This is a genomic window from Micromonospora sp. NPDC047465, from assembly GCF_040643125.1.
GTDB lineage: Bacteria > Actinomycetota > Actinomycetes > Mycobacteriales > Micromonosporaceae > Micromonospora.
Map to the genome: position 1 here is coordinate 163812 of NZ_JBEYTP010000007.1, position 16973 is coordinate 180784.

At 77.1% G+C, this 16973-nt stretch carries 6 protein-coding genes; 3 read left to right on the forward strand and 3 right to left on the reverse strand.

The window, feature by feature from the left end; genetic code table 11:
* Positions 1 to 88: 88 nt before the first annotated feature.
* From ABZ793_RS09875 to ABZ793_RS09885, 3 genes are all read right to left on the reverse strand, one after another.
* Positions 89 to 3328 carry a hypothetical protein gene (locus ABZ793_RS09875; protein ID WP_357454638.1) on the reverse strand — a complete coding sequence of 1080 codons (3240 nt, stop codon included), beginning with the start codon at positions 3326 to 3328 and terminating at the stop codon, positions 89 to 91.
* Positions 3329 to 3470: 142 nt separating this feature from the next.
* Positions 3471 to 4331, reverse strand: a complete 861-nt coding sequence (locus ABZ793_RS09880; protein WP_350708147.1) for a peptidoglycan-binding protein — start codon at positions 4329 to 4331, stop codon at positions 3471 to 3473.
* A gap of 2 nt (positions 4332 to 4333) precedes the next feature.
* Positions 4334 to 4459, reverse strand: coding sequence for a hypothetical protein (locus ABZ793_RS09885; RefSeq protein WP_350679578.1), 126 nt, complete (start codon positions 4457 to 4459; stop codon positions 4334 to 4336).
* A gap of 522 nt (positions 4460 to 4981) precedes the next feature.
* On the opposite strand from ABZ793_RS09885, the gene ABZ793_RS09890 reads away from it, so the two are divergent.
* Genes ABZ793_RS09890 through ABZ793_RS09900 form a run of 3 tightly spaced genes read left to right on the forward strand, consistent with a single transcriptional unit; the run spans position 4982 to position 16919 of the window.
* Positions 4982 to 14572 carry a DUF6603 domain-containing protein gene (locus tag ABZ793_RS09890; RefSeq protein WP_357454643.1) on the forward strand — a complete coding sequence of 3197 codons (9591 nt, stop codon included), beginning with the start codon at positions 4982 to 4984 and terminating at the stop codon, positions 14570 to 14572.
* Entirely contained in the window at positions 14569 to 15894 is a 1326-nt protein-coding gene (locus ABZ793_RS09895; RefSeq protein WP_357454646.1) for a hypothetical protein, read from the forward strand. The genes ABZ793_RS09890 and ABZ793_RS09895 overlap by 4 nt, the downstream gene beginning before the upstream one ends.
* Positions 15891 to 16919, forward strand: coding sequence for a hypothetical protein (locus tag ABZ793_RS09900; RefSeq protein WP_357454649.1), 1029 nt, complete (start codon positions 15891 to 15893; stop codon positions 16917 to 16919). Before ABZ793_RS09895 ends, ABZ793_RS09900 begins: the two co-directional genes overlap by 4 nt.
* The last annotated feature ends 54 nt before the right edge of the window (positions 16920 to 16973 follow it).

Sequence of the window (16973 nt, forward strand, 5' to 3'; positions counted from 1 at the left end):
TCGTCGAGTAGCGGCCGGGAGTCCACGTGTCGATCCCGGTCGCCGACGCTCCTGCCGGATTGTCGGCCGTGGTGTCGCGCCGCGGCGGTCAGCGCCTCGGCACGCCCGGCGGCGGCTCCGGCCCGAAGTGCACCCCCGCGATCGGGCCGCCGGGCGGCAGGAGGATCTCGAGCATCCGCTGCCGTCCGTCCGGCCCCGGGTCCCGGATGAACCAGAGGTGGTACTGCGATCCGGCCGGGATGTTCTCGAAGTCCCCGAGCGCGTCGCGCAGGTACTGCCGGGCCGTCGCCTGCTGCTCCGCGGCGGTCTGGAGGTGGATCGCGTCGGACTTCAGCTCGAGGAAACACGGCACGTCGCCGGCCACCCAGTGCCCGTCCAGGTTGGACCGGCCGGTCAGCCATGTGCCGATCCGCGCGCCGAGGAACCACATCGTCTGCTGCAGGACGGGCAGCGGACCGAGGAAGACGTGCTCGGCGAGCCGGCCGCGCATGCGGTTGGCGACGATGGTCAGATCCGGCACGCGGATCTGCCCGTCGACCATCATCTTCTCGAACGAGTCGACGAGCGCGATCCTGGTCTGCGGCCGGTACGCGTCGAACTCGCCGGCCTCGGCGACCTCGATGACCTGCAGGCAGTCGGTCATCGCCCGGCGCTGGTCCGGGGTGAGCGCGGGGAAGTCCCGGGCCACCTCGTCGGCCAGGACCCGCCAACTGGGGTGGGCCCGGTCGACGCCCAGGTTCTCCGGCGTGATCTTGCGGCGTGGCGGGCGCAGCGGGGGAGCGAGTGCCAGTTCCCGGCGCAGCTGCTGGCTGGTCAGCGACATCAGCCGGGCGACGAGCGCCGGGCGGTCACCCGCCGGGGCCTGCTCCAGCAGGGTGCCGGCCCGGCCGAGCCCGTCGTCGACCTGCGCCGTGCCGAGCCGCTTGCGCAGCCGCAGCACCAGCAGCGGACCCCACTGCCGCCCGAACGCGATCGACGCGGGATGTGACGCGAGCCCGTACAGGGCGGTCGAGCGGGACTGGACGGCGCCGACACCGGCCAGGTCCGGGTGCGCGAGCAGACGCAGGAACGACTCCCGTCCCTTGGTCGCCTGCGCGAGGATCTTCGCCACCTTGTCGGGGCCGAAGGCGGCCTGGAGGCGCTCCAGGCCCACGGTCGCCGCGCCGGGCAGCACCACCGGCTCGGGTGGCGGCCCGGGCCGCATGCCCGCCTCGGGCACGTGGACCAGCCGCTCCGGCGTCGCGGCCCGCGCCGGCAGGTCGCCCTCGGGCAGCAGGAGCAGGCGTCGGCCGCCGGAGCCGGACACGAGCACGGCGTCGGGGAGGTCGGTGGGCCGCCGGGTGTTGGGCGGGTAGGCGGCGTCGAGCACCGGCCGGGCGTCGTCGCTGAAGACCACCAGGCCCGGCAGCAGACCCTCGAAGGTCGGTACGGCGTCCGGCCAGGTCAGCGAGGCGCTGATCCCGGCCTCGGCGAGGCGCAGCTCGATCTCGGCCTTGGCGGCGGTGAGCCGGAGGAGCGCCGCGTCGCGTTCCGCCCCGGGCGGCAGCCCGTCGACGAGGGCGACCAGCCCGTTCCAGGCCTGCGCCGCGCGGGTCGCCCACGCCCGGAACTGTTCCGGGCCGGCCGTGCCGTTGCGGACGGCCTCGAAGTCCTGGGTGACCTGCGCGCGCTCGGCCTCCAGCTCCTGCAGCCGCCGCTCGCCGTCGACGGTGAGCGCCCCGCGGGCCGCGCCGAGCCGGTCGAGGAACGACCTCGCCATCAGCCCGCCGACCATGACGGCGCCCGTGGTGGCGGCCTGCTGCACCGCGGCCACCACGCTGTCCCGCAGGCTGCGCAGTTCCCCGGTGCGGATCAGGTGCTGCGCCTCGCCGAACCCGAAGGTGGTGATCTGCTCGACCACGAGCCGGGCGACCTGCTCGGCCCGGTCACCGGACCGGGCCACCGCCTTGAAGATGTCCCCGGAGCCGCAGAGCACGACACGGACGACGGCGGCCTGCAGCGCCTGCCACGCGAGGTCCTCCTGGAACGACGTCGCCGTGATGGACTCCGGCCCCAGCAGCAGCTCGGACGCGCCACGGGCGACGAGCGTCTCCCACATCAGCCGGGTGGCGACCACGCCCGCCGAGACGGCGATCGAGCCGAGCACCGTGCCGCTGCCGACGACGGTCTCCAGCACCGCGCCGGCGGCGGCGCCGGCCGCCCCTGCGGTGATCGCCGTGGCGACGCCGATCGCCACCCCGGCCGCGATCGCCTTGACGGTCTTCTGCAGTTCGATGGTGTCGGCGATGTCGTCGAGGTCGGCCTTGAACCCGGGGCGGCCGGTGACGGTGGCCAGCACCGCGACGGCGAGCCTGTGCCGCTCCGCCGCCTCGACGTACGCGCCGTCCTTGTGCAGCAGGAAGCTCTGCTCCACATGGGTGAGGGCCGCCGCGAGTTCGACGACGTACCCGTCCACCCGTTCCGTCGCCGCGCTGGGCAGCACCGGTTGGTCGGCGAGCCACGACAGCCGTTCCCGGGTGGTCAGGATCTGCACCGCCAGGCTGATGGTGCGCAGCTTCTGGCTGAACCGCAGGTACGGCTGCAGGTAGTCGCGGAACGGGTAGGCGCGTACCGCGTAGAGCTCGGCCAGCAGGCGGCGGTGCAGGAACCACTCCTGCCCGGGGGCGGTCATGGTGACGCCGGTCTCGGCGTCCGCGGCCTGTCGGGGAAGGGCGTCGTCCTCCCGTTCCGCCCGCAGGGCGACGAGGTCGGTGACCTGGTCGGCGAGCTGCCCGAGCACGGCCTCCAGACCCATGGGGTTGGTCAGGTAGAGCTGCGGCATCGTCGCCGAGAACTCCCCGACCAGCCGGTCGCCCTCGTTCTGCCGGGCCTCGATCCGGTACGGCGGCGCGGCGTCGAGCGCCTCGGTGATCGCGGCGCAGTACGCCTCGCGGGCCTTGTGGAGGAGGCCGCGCAGCCGTGGCTCGAACGGGGGGAGGTACTGGCCCGGCCGGGCGAGGTCGGCCAGTTGGCGCAGGGTCGGGCCGAGCGCCACGGTCACCGCCCAGGCCATCTCCACGCCCCGGATCCGGCGCGCCATCGCCCGCGCGGTGGGCGCCGGCGCGCCGGCCGCCGGGTTCAGCATGGCCCACAGCCGGCGGCGTGCCGGCTTCAGCTCCTGCGCGTACGGGACGAGGTCGTCGACGGCGTCGAGCAGCTCCGCGAGCAGCAGGTCGTGCGGCACGCGGCTGGTCGGGCTCTGGGTGACGGCCACCGGGGCCGGCCGCCGCGTGCCCACGGTCGCCAGGACGGCCCCGCGTACGCCCTCTTCGCTCAAGCTCTGGGTCATGGACTCCCCCGCCCCGCCGGCGCGGCGACCGCGCCTCACCATGGACATTCCGGTCATCGATTGCGCGCCCCGGGTCGTGGGCACGACCCGGGGCGGTTCGGTACGGGTGCGGGACCGGGGCGACCCGGTTCCGCGCCGCGGATCAGTAGGTGACGCGTACGCCCATCTCGGCCCAGGTGAGCCGGCCGACGATGCCGTCGTCGGTGAGCCCCCGCATCCGCTGGTACCAGCGGACCCCCGCCTCGGTCTTCGCGTCGAAGCGGGTGCCCGGCGGTCCGCACCGCCGCGCGCCGACGAACCGCTTGACGTACGCCACGTCCTCGCCGGTGCTGCCGACGCGGACGGTGCGCGACCCCGGGGCCCGGCCTGCCGGCTGCGGCGCCGGCGGCCTGGTGGCGCTGCGGAGAGCGGTCAGGGTCTTCGGTCCGACGACGGCGTCGACCGTCAGCTTCTTCGACTTCTGGAAGGTCCGGACCCAGGCGGTGGTCTTCGGCCCGAACACGCCGTCGGCGGTGAGGCGGGCGCCCAGCCGGTTGGCGAGGGTCTGCAACTCCCGCACGTCGCTGCCCTTGCAGCCCGCCCGCAGGACCCGGTCGCCGAGCTTGGCGGCCCGGGCCGTGGCGACGCCCCAGGGGCGCAGGCTGTCCTCCAGGGCCCGGGCGTGGCTGACGCTGACGTGCAGGTGCTTGGTGTGCGGGTTGGATCCGGTGTAGCGCGCGGGCCGGAAGTCGCGGGTACGGCTCCAGATCAACCGGTTGTAGATCACGTACTGGGTGGACGGGTGCTCGATGCAGTGCCGGACGACCAGCAACGGGTCGATCCCGTCGATGTCGAAGTCCGCCGCGTTGACCGAGCGGTCGTCGGCGTCCGGGTTGTGGTCGGACTTGCGGGCCTGGTGGGCCGCGTCGCCGATCCAGCCGTCGGAGGCCTTGTCCCGGTGCGGCCAGCGGGTGTTGATCTCCTCGCGCAGCACGCGCAGCGTCGGGGCCAGGTGCACGCCCATCGTCACTCCTCCTCTGCCAGCGCCGCGAGCAGGTCGTAGTCGACGGCGTCGCCGATCAGCTGCTCCGGGTCGTCGTCCTCCTCGAACGTGGCCACCAGGTACTCGGCGTCGATGCTGGCGGTGTCCACCAGTGGTCCCCCCTCTTCCGAATCGTCACCCTGCCGGCCGGATCCGGTCGGCCCGGCCGCGTCGCGGGGCGCGGCACGGGCGTCGCCGCCCCGGGTCGACGGCGGGTGACTGACGTTCTCGTGGGCAACCTTCGGGATCGCGGCGGCGGGCCGGCAAGGGGAGAGTCGCCTATTGGCATCACGACTGACCGACCGGTCGGTCACCGCCGCCGGACGACGGTCGACGGTCGTCGAACGTGTCCACTGCGGCCAGGCACTCAGGTGGCCGGGGAACGCGTTTGACTGATCGATCGGTCAGCCGCCGGCCGCCGAGTCGTTGACCCGGTCGGCCGGGCGGGGAAGCCGCGTGCCGCAACGGGCGAGCGCGGCCTGACGCTTCGGACCGTCTCGGCGACGGCACGGTCGGCAACGTCCGAAGGGCGACAGAGTTTCGGTGTCGGTCCTCCGTAGCCTCCGGGAACTCCCGCGCCGGATCTACTGAGGAGGGCGGGAACCGAGGGGGACGATGGGGTGGGTGGGCTCGTGATCAACGTTGACGGCATTCCCGCCGAGGTCGAGGACCTCGGCATCGCGCTCGGGCTGCTCGCCCCGTCCGGCGGCGGCGTCCGGCTGGTCGAGGAGTTCTTCGCCGACCCGTGGACGCGGGTCGGCAAGCTGGTCGCCAGCGACGTGCAGCGCGGCGCGCTGGTGCGCGCGATCGAAGGGCTGCTGCCCTCGGCCCGGCCGCGCTTCGCGACCGAGGCCGCCGGCCGGCCCGACCGGGTCGCCCGGCACGTGCCACTGCTGGAGCAGGGCGGCAAGGGCCAGGTCTACCTGGTCGTCGAGCGCGCCGGGCTGGCGGCGTCCGCCCCGCTGACCCTGGCGATCGAGGCCGAAGCCGGGCCGGTCGCCGGCGGCCCCGCCGTCACCGCGCGGCTCGACCTGCTCGTGGCGTCCGCCGGCACCGTCACCCCCGTGGCCGCCAGCCGGGAACACCCGGTCCGGCTGCGCGCGCGGGCGCCCCTCGGCGACACCGGCGCCAGCGTGGAGGCGGCCGTCCTGCTGGTCGCCCCGCCCGACGAGGCGCTGAGCCGCGTCACCGTCACCGTCCGGGGCCTGCCCGGCGCCACCGAGCCGCTCGTGCTGGACCCGGCCGCCGGCAGCTCACAGCTGGCCCTGCTCGTCACCGCGCTGCTGCGCTACGTCCTGGCCGAGGTGGGCGACGGCGTGCCCGTACCGGTGCGACTGGTCGCGGCCAACCTGCCCGGCCTGCTGGGCCTGGCCCCGGGCCTGGTGCCGCTGCCCCTGAATGACCTCGCCACCGACCCGGCGGCGTTCCGGTCCTGGTTGGCCGCGCTGGTCGCCGCGCGGACCCCGGACGGCGCGCCCGGCCTGGTCGGCTGGCTCGACTCGGTCGCCGGCCTGCTCGGCGCCGACGAGTCCAAGCGCACCGACCTGCCCACCGACGCCGATCCGCTGCTGATCCCGGTGCTGGCCGGCCCGCCGTCGGTCGACCTCACCGTGGCCGTCCGCACCGACCCCGCCACCGGCGCCGACGCCCTCGTGGTCGGCGCCCGGGTCACCTACACCGGCGACGGCACGCTCGACGCGGCCGTACGCGGCGATGCCGTGCTGCTGGTGGTGCCGCTGGCGGGGTCGGCCCCGGTCACGCTCTTCGAACGCCTCGACGTGCTCGTCGCCGCGCCCGCCCACGGCGGTCGGCTCTTCCCGGCCGCCGACGAGCCGGCCGGCGCCGTGCAGGTCGGCGGGCTGCGCGCCGGCCTGCGCTACCGGGCGGCCAGCGGCACGATCACCCCGCTGCTGGAACTGCGCGACGTCACCGTCGCCATCGGCGACGACCCGCACCACCTCGACCTGGTCGACCTGACCGACGCCCGGTCGCTGACCTCCGCCGCGCAGTCGCTGCTGGAGGAGGCCATCGAGACCGGGCTCGGCCCCGCCGCCGGACCGGTCGCCGCGCTGCGGCGCCTGCTCGGGCTGGGCACCACCCCCGGGGTCGACCTCGGACTGCTCACCACCGCGCCGACCCGCGCGCTGGCCGCCTACTACCGGCAACTGCGCCAGACACCCGACGGCTGGCCCGGCGTGCTGCGCGACGTCGCCCGGCTCGCGGGCACCGCCACGCCGGTGGTGACCGGCGCCGGCACCCCGGCCGACCCGTGGCGGGTCCCGGTGGACGCGCTCGCCGCCGCGCCGGGCGCCCCCGTGGCGCTGGACCTCGTCCTGTGGGACTCCGGCACCGCCGCCGCGCCCGTCGTCGAGCTCGGGCTCGCCCTGCGCGGCGGCGCCCACCTCGACGCGACCCTGCCCTGGCGGGTGGACGTCCGCGTGGCGCTGGCCTCGATCCCGCTCGACGGGGCGACCGGTCCGGCCTGGCTCGGCGGGGTCACCGCCACCGCCGCCTTCGACCCGCCGGCCCTGGCCATCGGCGCGCCGGTACGCGTCTCCACCGACGGCGTCCGCCTCGACGTCGCCTGGTCGCTCGGGTCGCCGGTGGCGGTCACCGCGACCGTCGACGACCTCGCCGTCACCGTCGACGGGGTGCCCCACCTGCTGGGCGACCTCACCCTGCCGCCCGCCGGCCCGATCGACCCCGCCCTGCCCGACCTCGGCCTCGGCGTCGACCCCGCCGCGCTGTGGGGCGCCGCCCGCGGCCTGCTCGCCCGGGTCGCCGAGTCGTGGGCCGGCCCCACCGCCCGCGACCTGCTGGCACTGGCCGGCATCGCCGGGCCGGGCACCACCGGCCCGCTGGCCGCGATGCCGCCGCTGCTGCCCCCGAACCCGACCGACCTGTCGTCGCTGCTGGCCGACCCCGCCGCCGCGCTGCGCCGCTGGCTCGCCGACCTGGCCCGCGACGAGGACGCCCGCACCGACGACGGGACGCCGTACCTGGTGGCGCTGCTGCGGCTGCTGCAGGCCGCGCTGACCGACCGGCTGCCCGCCCTGCCCGGCCAGGACCTGCCACAGGTCGACCTGCCCGTCTCCGGCGGCGGCACCGAGGCGGCGCCCTGGCGGGTGCCGGTCCACCGCGCCGGCGACGACGCGGTGGAGGTCCTCGCCTGGCTGGAGCCGCAGGGCCCGCCCGCGAAGTGGGCGATCGCGCCGCTGGTCGACCGGTTCGCCGGCGCCGACACCGACGACGACGCTTCGGAGGAGGCCGACCCGATCCCGGTCACCGGCGCCGACGTGATCGCGACGGCCGAGGCCGCCGGGGCGTACCTGCCGGAAATCGCCGACGTGCTCGACGGCGTCGACGCCACCCACGCCGCGGCGGCGCTCGGGGCGCTGGCCGGCGTGCTCACCGAGGGCGACGGACTGATCCCCGCCGGCACCGCCCCGCCGGCCGAGACCGGCTGGCGCACCGGCACCCCGGTCGCCGCCACCCACGACAGCCTCACCACCGCGCCGACGGCGGTCGCCCAACTCCGCGACGAGATCGCCGCCCGCACGGCCGCCGCCGGCGACGACTGGGCGGTGCTGCTGCTCGCGCCGCCGCTGGCCGGGTCACGACCCTGGGCCGACCTGCTCGGCGACGTCGCGCCCGACCAGGTCGCCACCGTGGACCTGCGGGTCCCCGGCACCCCACCCGACCTGGTCGACCTCGGCGCGCTGCCCGCCGCCCACTGGTACGTGGTGGACCTCGCCGACGACGGCACCCTCCCCGCCGCCACCGCGCTCGCCGCGCTGCGGCACGTGCAGGACGCGGTGCGGACGGTGCGTCCCGGCGTACGCACGATCCTGGTCGGACACTCCTACCTCGGCCTGGTCGCCCGGCAACTCGCCGCGGCCGTCCCCGCGCAGGTGCTCGGCCTGATCACCGTCGGCACCACGTTCGACGGCGCCCTGCTGCCGCTGGACGCCCCGACGGTGGCCGAGGGGGTGCGGCTGGCCGGCGTACTGGCCCCGACCGGCCTGCCGGCCGCGCCACTGCTCGACGCCGCCCTGCGCCTCCAGCGCCGCCTGCTCGACGGGTACGCCGCCGGGGAGCCCGGCGCGCAGGCCCGCCCCTGCCCGCTGCCCGCCGCCGCGTTCGCTCGCTGGCTCGGCGCACCCGTCGACCTGCGCGGTGTGCCCGCGCTCGCGCTGCACGGCAGCCTCGGCGACGTCGACGGCAGCGGGGGAGCGGGCGACCTGCGGGCGGCGCTCGTCGCCGCGCTGACCACGCGCACCGTCGAGGAGGCCGGACCGGCCGCACCGCCCACCCACGCGGTCGCCGCCCTGCGGCTCGCCCTCGACCTGGGCGCCCCGGCGGCCGGCGACCCCGACGTCGACGTCGACGTACGCCTCGGGCTCGGCACGGTGGCACTGGATCCGGCGGCGCCGGCCGACCTCTCGTCGGCGCAGGTACGCGTCCGCGTCGCCCGCCCCGACGGGTGGCTGCTCGGCGGGCCCGGCACCGGCGCCCCGAGGCCCGCCCGGGTCCGCGCCCTCACCGTCCGCGCCACCGTGCGTGCCGGCACCGCCGGCCCCGTCACCGACATCGACGTGGTGCTGCACGACGCCGCCCTGCGCGGCGAGTCGGCCGCCGCCGTCGACCTGGCCGACCCCCGGTCGCCGGAGCTGCTCGACGCCCTGGTGCAGGAACTCGACCGGGTGGCCGCCGCCAACGGCCGGCTGACCCGGCTGCTGAACGAACTCGCCGCCCTCGGCGTCATTCACCGCGCCGCGCCCGGCCGGCCGGCCGCCGTGCTCGCCGACGCGGTCGCCGCGCTGCGCACCGACGCCACCGGTTGGCTGGCGCCCCGGCTGCCCGCGCTGGTCGACCGGGCCGCCGGGCTCCTCGGCCTGGTCCGGGACACCGCCGCCGGCGGCGGTCCCTGGCGGCGCCGCCTCGCCGGGCTGCCGGTCGAGCTGGTGCTGGAGGCCCAGCCGTGGCGGCTCACCGCCCGCACCACCGGCACCGGGCTGCGCCTCGGCCGCGGCGTCACCCTCACCGGTTCCTCGACCGTGGCGCTGGCCGACCCCACCCCGCGGGTGCAGGCCGCGCTCGCGGTCGGCGGCGTCACCCTCACCCGGGCCGGCGGCGCGGTGTCGCTGGCCGCGCCGTGGCTGCCCGGGCCGGTCGGGCTGTCGCCGGCCGCCCCGGACCTGCCCGCCCGGCTCGCGCCGCTGCTGCCCCGGCTGCTGGTCGGCGGGGCGCTCGGCGTCCTGCTCGAACAGCTGACCGGCGAGGACCTGCGGGTGGCCTCCCTCGACGGGCTGCTGACCGACCCGGCCGCCTGGCTGCAGCGCACCTTCGCCGGTACGCCCGGCGCGCCGCCGCAGGCCGCGCCGCTGGCCGGCCTGCTGCGCCTGGCCGCGGCCCCGCTGGGCCTGGCCGCCGACCCCGCGCACGCCCTCACCCTGCCCGGCGGTGTCACCGTCGACCTGCTCGACGTCGGCGCCGCCGAGGACCGGGCGCTGCGGCTGCTGGTCGGCGCCGCCGACCCGATCGTGTTGTGGACCGACGACGCCGGCACGGCCACCCTGGACCTCGCGCTGCGGCTGGACGTCGACGCCGCCCGGCAGGTGCAGCCGGGCGGCGAGTTGACCCTGCACCTGCCGCTGCCCGGCGACTGGGGCGCGCTCGACCTGCGGCTGGGCGCCGACGCCTCGGGCCTGTCCGTGGCCGTCACCCCGGCCGCGCTGGACGCCACGGTCACCCTGCTGCCGGCGGTGAGCGGCCTGGACACGCTGGTGGAGGCCGCCGGGGCGCGGCTGCTGCCGGAGGTCCTCGACCGGCTCGTCGACGGCATCGGCGCCCGCGACCCGCACCCCGCCGTCCTCGACGACGTGCTCGACGTCGCCACGGCGCTCGGCGTCTACGACCCGAAGGCGGCGCCGCACGGGTTCGCCGCCCGCACCGGCGCGCTCGCCGACCTCGTGCGGGACCTGTCCACCGGGGCCCTCTCCGGCGCCGGCTCGGTCGTCGCGCCCGCCGTCGTGGCTCTGCTGCGCCGCGTCCTGGGGGACGCCCAGGTGCCGCAACCGGCCACCCCGGGAGAGGTGCTGGTCCGGGTCGCGGTGCTCGACGGCACCGTCGAACTGCGTACCGACCTGGCCGCCGATCGACCGGAACTCGGCATGTCCGTGCGGGGCCTCACCGCCGGCGCGGTCACCGCCGACATCGCCGTCGGCTACGCCGACTCCACCGTGACCGCGTCGCTGAGCGCCCACGCGTACGTCGACACGGGACTCGGGGTGGCCCTGCGCGCCCGGCTGTCGGCGCAGGCCACGGCGGCGGGGCTGGCCGTGCGGCTCGGCCTGCTCGGCAGCGACGACGCCGGCACCGGCGAGCTGGGCGTCCAGCTCGCGCCGGTGGTGCAGCTGCCCGGGCCGGCCGAGCTGGCGCAGCTCGCCCAGCGGCTGGTCGTGCCGATGGCCGGCACCCTCGCCCTGCGCGCGGCCGAGCCGTGGCTGCGCCGGCCCCTGTGGTCCGGCGGGCGCACCGCCGCGCAGATCCTCACGACCGCCGGCGTGGCCGTGGACTCCCCGGACGGGATGCGGATGGCTCCCGCCCTGCCCACCCCGGTCATGGTGCTGCGCGGAGCCCTCGACGCCGTCATCGGAGTGCCCGTGCCGGTGCCGGGCGGGCTGACCCTGTCCGTGGTCACCGACGGCGCCCGCTACGGCCTCGTGCTGCGCGGCGAGCTGGCCCTGCCCGCCGGCGACACCGCCGTGCAGCTGCGCTTCGGGCTCCCCGACACCGTCGACGCCGGATGGGGCCAGGCCGGCCGGGGCGTCGGCCTGCTGCTGCTCGACCTCACCACCCCCGCCGCGCCGCAGCTGCGGCCGGTGCTGCGGCTGGGCGGGCTGGGCATCCGGGTGGCCGCCGCCGCGTCCGGCAGGGCACTGGTCGAGACCGGCGGATTCCGCCTCGGCGCCGTCGGCGCCCACGTCCGCGCCGACCTGGCGCTGACCGGACCGGCGGCGCTGGACCGGCCGACCGTGGTCGACGGCGCCGTCATGCTCGACGGGCTGGGGTTCCCGATGGCCCCCGGCGGTGGCGGGTCCAACCCGGTCGCGGCGTCGCTGCTGCAGACCGGCGGCGGCGGCGACGCCGCCCCGGCGAATCCGCCCCTGGACGTGCTGGTCGCCCGCGGCGGCGGCCGGTGGCTGGTGCTGTTCGGCGGGAAGGCCGAGGCCCGGTTCGAGATCAACCGGAGCTACGGTCCGCTGCACATCGCGGAACTGGCGCTGCTGTACAAGGCGGCCACCTCGGGGCCGGGCAAGGTCGGGGTGTCCGTCGACGGCGGGGTCGCCGTCGCCGGGCTCACCCTCGACGTCGACGACCTGTCGCTGCTGGTGCCGCTGCGCAACCCCACCGACCTCAGCGCCTGGGAGGTGGACCTGGCCGGCCTGTCGGTGTCGTTCAGCTCGCCCGGGGTGTCGGTCGCGGGCGGGCTGGTCAAGGTCACCGGCGCCAACGGCGTGCAGTACGACGGCATGCTCTCGGTCGACCTGGCCGGGCGCGGCCTGACCGCGGTCGGCTCGTACGCCCGACCCCGCGACGACCTCGGCGAGTACACCTCGCTGTTCGTGTTCCTCTCCGTCGGGTTCCCGCTCGGCGGCCCGCCCTACCTGTACGTCCTGGGCCTCGCCGGCGGCGCCGGCTACAACCGCCGGCTGATGGTGCCCCGCGACCCGCAGGGCGTGCCCGCCTTCCCCCTGGTGAAGGCCATCGACGAGGGCGGCTTCGGGGGCTCCGGCGGCCCGATGGGCGCACTGGCGCGGATGTCCAGGGACATCCCGCCGGCCCGGGGCGCGTTCTGGCTCGCCGCCGGGGTGAAGTTCTCCACCTTCCAACTGCTGCACACCACCGCCCTTGCCTACGTCTCCGCCGACCGGGGACTGGAGGTCGGCCTGCTCGGCCTCATGCGGATGGCGCTGCCCGACGCGCAGGCCGCGGTGGTCAACCTGGAGTTGGCCCTGGCCGCCCGGTACAGCACCGTGGACAAGGTGCTGTCCGTCCGGGCGGCGCTGACCCGCAACTCGTGGCTGCTCAGCCGCGACTGCCAGGTCACCGGCGGGTTCGCCTTCGTGGTGTGGTTCGACCGGCCGGAGGTGCTGCTCTCCATCGGCGGCTACCACCCCCGGTTCAACAAGCCGGCGCACTACCCGGACGTGCCCCGGGTCGGGTTCCACTGGTCCGTCGGCGGCGGCGTGGTGGTCAAGGGCGAGGCGTACTTCACCCTCACCCCGTCGGCGGTGATGCTCGGCGGTCGCCTGGAAGCCTCGTACGACCGCTCACCGGTGCGGGTCTGGTTCGTCGCCGCCCTCGACGTGTACCTGCGGTGGGACCCGCTGACCTACGACATCACCGCCAGCGTCAGCGTCGGCGCGCGCTTCACCATCAAGGTGTGCTTCTTCGCCTGCGCGCGGATCAACGTCAGCGTCTCCCTCGGCGCGCGGGTACGCATCCAGGGCCCGCCGCTGCACGGCACCGTCACGGTCGACCTGGCCATCGCCTCGGTCACCGTCAAGTTCGGCAGGGCGCAGCCGCAGCCGTTCCTCGACTGGAACCAGGTCACCGTCAAGTACCTCGGCGGCGGTGACGCGGCCCGCCCGGCGACCAGCGGCACCGTCACCGCCGGCACCCTGCCGCCGGCGGTGGGCAGCCGTCCCGACGGCACCCTGGAACGCCCGTGGTCCGTGGCGCCGGAGTTCGCGGTCCGGCTGGAGTCGCTGATGCCGCTGTACGGATGGCGGCTGACCGGCAGCGGTCGCGCCGACGACCGCACCGGCGGGCGGGAGGTCGACGTCGTCCCCGCCGGAAGGAACATGGGCAGAACCCGCGCGACCATGGTCGTCACGGTCGAACAGCGCGTCGGCACCACCTGGGTCACCGTGCCCACCGCCCAGATCCGGTCGCTGCGGCCGTCCACCGCCAGCACCGGATTCCCGGCCGGCCTGTGGGACAGCGCCCTCGCCGGCACGGCGAACGGCGGCGCCACTCCCACCATGGTCCGGGCCCTGTCGTCGGTGGGCCTGGCCGCCCCGATCACCGTCTCCGAGGCGACCGGCGTGCTGCCGGACGTGGCCCTGGCCACGATGATCGAGGAGGAGACACAGCGACACCTGCCGCTGTCGGTCCCCGGCGCCGCCGCGCCGGCGCCGTCGGTGCTGCGCCTGCGGCGCACCACCGACTCGTCCGAGACCGCCGTGACCGCCCGCCGCGCCGTGGCGGCGCCGGCCGGGCCGAGGCTGCGGGCGACCGTCTCCGCCGACCAGCACCGGGGCGCGGCGCGGGCGGAGTTCCGCGCCGCCGCCCGGGCCCGCACCGGGCACGACAGCGGCGCGGCCCTGCCGGTGGGCGGCACCCAGGTCTGGGACACCACGGGCGCCGGCGGGCTGCGGCTGCGCCTCGACGAGGGGCCGACGCCGCTGCGGCTGGTCACCTTCACCGGCACCGGCGCGCCGCTCAGCGACGGCCCGGCCCGGGCGGGCGCCCGGGTGCCCGCCGACGCCGCCCGCGCGGTGGTGACCCCGGCGGCCGGCGCCGCCGCCGGCTGGGCCGCCGACACGCCGCTGGTCCCGGTCACCGACGGCGTGCTCGTCGCCCCGGGCGCCACCGTCCTGCTGCCGCACCCGTGGCATCCGCCGGCCCGCTACCGCCAGGCCGGCGAGCACGTGCCGGTGCCCGCGGCGCTCCTCTCCGCCGCCGTCGACGGCCTGGTCACCACCCTGCCCGCCACGACCCGCGCGGTCGTGGTGTCCCTGGAACCGGTGTCCGCCGCCGCCAGCCTCGCCGACGTCCGCATCGAACTCGACGGGGTACGGGTGAGCAGCCGGGAGGACGCCCCCGACGACGACCAGCCGCACCGCATCCTCCTGACGGTCGACGCGGAGCGGGGCGCCGAGGCGATCTCGGTGCAGGTCGTGGCGGGGGACGGCTGGCGGGTCGCCGCCGTGATCGGCACCCCGGAACACGCCGTCGACACCGACTGCACCGCCGCCCGGCGGGAACTGGCCCGGGTCACCAGACCCGCGACGGTGCCCGGCCGCCCGGGTGCCGCCGCCCGGTCGGTGGCGCGTACCGCGGTCGCCGAGGCGGCCCCGGCAACCGAGCCGGCGGCCCCGGCACCAACGGCGGCGTTCGTCGCCTTCGACGACGACGAAACGGAGGCGTCATGACGGAGACCCCCGTCGCGCCAGGCTCGATCCGGCTGCACGACACGGTGACGCCGTCGCTCACCGCCGGCATCTACCGGTTCACCAGCAGGCTGGAGGTGACGGACCGGGGCACCCCGAAGACATCGCCACCCGAGCACGCCACCCACGTGCAGGTCGGCGCGCCGCGACTCGCCCTCGACGCCACCGAGGTCGCCGGGCAGCACCCGCCCCGGGACGCGGTGGGCGCGTTCGGCGACCGACTGCCGCACGTGGTCCTCGGCCGACGGGCCCTGCCGTGGGAGCGGCGGCTCGGCGACGGCACTCCCTGGCTGGCGCTGCTGGTCGTCCGGTCCGACGAGGCGACCCTGACGACCGGGACGCTACGCTCGGTCGTCGGCGAGGCGGTGTTCACCCGCCTCAACGGCATCGAGCCGGTCGACGGCAACCGGGCCGTCGTCGGGCTGCGGGCCAAGGACCTGGCCACCTTCCGGGCGCTGCTGCCCAGCCGCACCGACGTCGGGCTGCTCACCCACGTCCGTCAGGTCAACGTCGCGGACACCGCGCTGGCCGGCAGCGACGACGACGGCTGGTTCGCCGTGGTCACCGCCAACCGGCTGCCGCTGGGCGGGGCCACGCCCACGCCGTACACGGCCTGCCTGGTGTCGCTGGAGGCCCGTGACGACGTCTGGGCGACCAACCTGACCAGCGTGCCCACGTTGCTCGTGCTGGCGTCCTGGCCGTTCGTGACGAGCACCGCCGGTGGCACCTTCGAGCACGTCGCCGCGCACCTCGACCTCGGCGCGTTCGGTGCCCCGCCGGCCGGGCAGCCCCCGCTGGTGGACGCCGACGGGGCGCTCGCGCTGGCCGCCACCCGCCGCGACGGCACGCCGGCCACCATGGGCTACCGCCCGCCGCTGCTCGGTGCGGCGCCCGACCCGCTGCCCGCCGGGCCGGGCGACGTGACGGGCGCCGCCGCGTTCGAGCTGGGCCGGCTCCTCGCCGCCGCCGACGGCAGGTTCATCCGCGAGGTGGTGGCCTGGCACCGCGCCGCCGACGACGCGGCCCGAGCCGGCAGCGCGGCGGGCCTCCGCGAGGACAACGCCCGCTCGTACGCCGCCTCCGGCACCGCCGTGCGCCGCACCGCCGCGGTGGCCGCCGAGGGCACCGACCTGCGGCGTGCCGCCGCGGTGGCCGTCGACGGCGCCGACCCCCTCGCCGCCCTCGGTGCGGCGTTCGCGCAGCGGCTGCTGTCCCGCACCGCCCGCGCCGACCTGTGGCAGGCGCACCCGGGTGGCTCCACCGTCATCCCGCGCCAGTTGCACCCGGAAGGAGAATCCTCGTGACGACCCACCTGTCCGCCGGCGGCCGGCTGCTCGCCGAGCGGCTCGGCGCGCTCGTCGGCCCGCCCGCCGACCCCGCCGGGCAGCCCGAGCCGCGGGCCCGCACCCTGGCCGCCGCCGCGCGTGCCGGCACCGCGGTCGCCGGGCCGGTCACGGAGGCGACCGCCGACGCGCCGCCGCTGCCCCCGTACGTCGAGCACGTGCTGGCCCGCTGGAGCCTGCTGCACGACCTGCCGTTCCGCTACCTCGTGCCCGACGCGCGCCTGCTGCCGCCGGAGTCCATCCGGTTCTTCCGCCTGGACGGCGGCTGGCTGGAGCGGCTGCGGGCGGGGGCGCTCGCCGTCGGCGGCGACGGCAGCCGGGAACGCGCCGGCACCCAGACGTTGCTGCCGCAGGTCACCGCCGCGGTGACCGAGCAACTGCCGCTGGTGCGGGAGGTGCAGCGCACCCGCATGTCGATACCGGTCGCCGCCGACCTGCTCGCCGAGGCCCGGGCCGCGGGCGACCTCACCGCCGCGGCCGGGCCGGTCCCGGTCACCGGGTTCCTGCTCCGGTCGTCCCTGGTCAGCGGCTGGCCCGGCATGGAGGTACGCGCCTGGACCAGCGACGACCAGGCCGTGGTGCGGCCGGGCGTCGACCCGGACGAGCTGGCCCGCACCCGACCCGACCTGGTGGTGGAGCTGCTGCGCCTGGAGCGGCTGTCGCCGTCGGTGCTGGTGGCGTTGTTCCACGGCGCCCCCCGCCTGGTGTGGCTGGAGGAGCCGCCGCAGAGCGTGCAGTTCGGCCTGGAAGCCGACGGGACGGGCTGGCGGGCCCCGATCCGCGACGGCGCGGGACCGGACCTGGGCAGCGTCGCCGTGCCGATGCGCCCCGGCCCGGTGCCCGGCGTCGTCGACGTCGCCGGCCTGGCCCGCAACCTCGACCAGGCCCGGCCCCTGCCCCGGCCGCGCGGCGGCGCCGCCGTGGCGCTGTCCCTGCTCCAGGCGCCGTCGCGGCAGCGGTTCGGCGCCTCCACCCCGCCGGCCTGATCCTCGGCGTCGCCGACCCACCGCGGGCCCGACCGCGGTCAGGCCCACCCCGAA

What these genes read in the sequence shown, in the direction of transcription:
- ABZ793_RS09875 (WP_357454638.1), bottom strand. Translation starts at nt 3,328, where the DNA reads ATGACCCAGAGCTTGAGCGAAGAGGGCGTACGCGGGGCCGTCCTGGCG.
- ABZ793_RS09880 (WP_350708147.1), bottom strand. Translation starts at nt 4,331, where the DNA reads ATGGGCGTGCACCTGGCCCCGACGCTGCGCGTGCTGCGCGAGGAGATC.
- ABZ793_RS09895 (WP_357454646.1), top strand. Translation starts at nt 14,569, where the DNA reads ATGACGGAGACCCCCGTCGCGCCAGGCTCGATCCGGCTGCACGACACG.